This is a genomic window from bacterium (assembly GCA_023228325.1).
In the GTDB taxonomy this organism is placed as follows: Bacteria; Auribacterota; UBA6266; order UBA6266; family UBA6266; genus UBA6266.
This window is the reverse complement of sequence record JALOBK010000036.1, coordinates 1-3,143: the sequence shown is the minus strand read 5'-3', so window position 1 is coordinate 3,143 and position 3,143 is coordinate 1. Positions and strand designations below refer to the sequence as shown.

At 29.5% G+C, this 3,143-nt stretch carries 2 protein-coding genes; both read right to left on the bottom strand.

Annotated features, from left to right (window positions below; genetic code table 11):
* Window positions 1–1,728, bottom strand: a 1,728-nt coding sequence (locus M0R36_11420) for a hypothetical protein (GenBank protein MCK9556400.1), incomplete at its 3' end; no start/stop codon positions are given.
* Window positions 1,729–1,730: 2 nt separating this feature from the next.
* Window positions 1,731–3,143: hypothetical protein (locus M0R36_11415; protein MCK9556399.1), on the bottom strand; the 1,413-nt coding region annotated here is incomplete at its 5' end.

Below are 3,143 nucleotides of genomic sequence, written 5' to 3'. Positions count from 1 at the left end.
TCCAATAGAATTTAAATAATACCTAAAAAGCTGGAGAGCTGCTGGTTCTGTTTTCAATTCAACATTGTCTGCAAATCCAGTGTTATACAATTTTCTTAACAAATTAATTTTACTTCCTAGATCATCAGATTTTATATTTACTTCTTTCAAGTTTTGTATAGCGTCATATGCTATTAAAGCCCAAATTTCCATCTCACCAACTCTTTGTGCTCCTTGACCAGATGCTGGTTGAATTGTTTTTCTGGTGTAATTTCCGACCGTTCTTGCTTTTAATTTTGTATCTATGGTGTGAATCAATTTTAACATATACATATACCCAATGGCAACTGGCCCTATTTCTCTGCCTTTAAGTTTTAATTTATAAGATTTTTGTGTTCCAGTTATATTCAAAAACATATCCAATGTTTCTTTGGTTACACTTTCAAATGGCGGCTGTATTAATATTAAATCATCTATCAATCTCTTATCTGGACCATATTTTTTATATGCATTTATTATTTCATTGCTATACCATTTTCCATTGGTGGAATCAACTTTTGTCATTACAGATATTAAATTAGCAATAGCTCTATCGGGGTCTTTTTCATATAGTTCCGATAACTGATTCTTTAAAAAATGCAATGAAAGCCCACCATGCAACTCAAACAACTGTCCCATATTCATACGAGAAATAATACTAAGATCACTCAATATAATATCTATTGGTTGACCCCATGGTGTGATTGGCATTTCGTTATCTGGAACAATAATACTTATAACACCTTTATTGCCGTGTCTATTGGAATATTTATCTCCAACTTGTGTATGTTTTTTATATGTATATTTTATGCTAACAATTAACCCATCTACCCTTATATTTTTATCATTGATTTTTCCTTTGTATTTATGTATGTCACAATTCATTATATCACAAGCTCTTTCTAAGTCTATATCCGAAATTCTACCTTTTAATTTAGAAAGTTCTTCATTCATTTTTTTGGACTCTTCGAGAATTGAAACTATATATTGATTATATTCTCCATAATTTTTACACCAGTCATTTATGAAAAACTTAACATCGGTTACTACCACATCATTTTTAAGATAATACGGTTTAGGTTCTTCACATAAAAATCTTGGATTTCCAGATAAGTATTTGACAAGCAACAATGGATCATTTTTCTTTATGACATCACCAATTCTGGGAAGAGGCTTATAATTATCTTTTTCTAATGACAATAGAACCTCATTGGGATTTATAGTCAAAGTCAATTCATCTTCAATATCGGATGTAAATTTACTTGCTGCTGATTCTGAAAAAACTATTGAATCTTCATGACAATATCCAAAATATTCCATATACGCAACAAGCATATTTTTTCCATACTTTATGATACCATTGTCAGTGCTGACGTGTTCAAACAGCAAATCGCCAGAATTAAATTTATCCCCCTTATTAAAATTGCACTTTATATACCAATACATTCTGAAAGTTTCACAATTTCCGTCATCATATTTTAAAATTAAAATTTGATTATTTCTATATAAAACAATTCCGGATTTATCGGCATATTTGTGATATAATCCAAGATGAGATATATTGTCATATCCTGTTGATATCATTGGAATATCTGGATTTTCTAATATTAAAGATTGTTTTAATTGTGACGCTGCCATCTGACATCTAGTTGGATCATCATTTTGTATTGATGGAATTAAACATATTGGAAATGTTGTATATTTCGACATCCTCACTCCTTTCTAAATATTTTTTCAAATTTGTAATGACCACAGTCCCAAATCCTAAATAGACCTTGAAACCCTCTTATCATCCATTCTGGCATATCCTTGGGGTCATCATTTCCTTTCCTAAATCTAAATCTATGCCATCTATCAAATCCATCCGTGTACCAATAGTTTAAACCGGTCCATTTTTTATATTCAAATCCCATTTTTAGATATATATCACCAGAGGACCATCTTGCATCTGCATAAGTGAATACTGAAATTGGATTATATTTCTCAACAAAATATTTAAATAATCTATTGGCTATTCCAGAAATATTTGTATTTAATTTAGATGCAAATCTGGATATCTCAAATGCTTTAGAATTTGGATCTCCACCTTTAGCTATAGATGGTTTAGAAAATGTCATAACAGAAACTAACTCGGTTTTATAATACGCTCCAATATGAATAGAAGATGTGTCTCTTCCTTGGATATGGTTATCTTCCAGAAATACATTACTATCTCTGGAACCTATTTCTTTAATTTCACATTTTCTAGCATGAATTGAATTTTCAATTTTATTCAACGCATACTTAATTCTAGATTCAACTATTTCTCGCTTGTTATACCACTCATCCTCAAATATTTGAATTAATTTTATTTTTTTATTGGAGCACTCTTTGAATTTAATGTAATGCAGTGATAGTTTCTTTTTCATTTTCTTTAATACTTCGGGAATATTTTTTTTACATAATTTTCTTATTGCAAAAAATTCGGAGTGACACAACAATCCGTGCATCTCTATTCCAATATTATAATCTGGAAGAAATAAATCTATTTCGTATGGTGAGATTATTTTTCTTGTATTTAAAACTATATTTTCTACACCAATAGATCTAAGAAATAATTCCATTTCCTGTTCTAAATATGATCTGTGACATTTTGGACAACATAAGGATCTTGGAGCTTTTCTTGTATATTTTAATCCACAATTTTTACATGTTAGATTCACAAGTCCATTTTTATTGAAAATTAATTCATCAAATGTATCACAATCCGGAACTAATTGTTTATATTTGTCATACCAGTCTTTATACTTATTTACGAATTTTTCAATATTTCTTTTTCTAAATTCCTGTGATTCAACAAATGATTCACTTCCATATTTTTCCATAAATATTTTTTTGATATTATCTCTAAATTCTTTTATTTTGAATGGATGATCTCCGTATTTTTTTCTGAATGTCTCATTCACTTTTTCTTTGACTTCTTCTGATTGCATTGCATACTCGACGCCATATCTCTCCATGCATGTTTTTTTGATTGATTCTTTGATTTCTTCAGATTGAAAAACATATTCAGTTCCATATTTTTCTAGTGATCTTTGTTTCTTTTTTTCTTTGACTTCTTTGATTTGGCTTACATTTTCAACCCC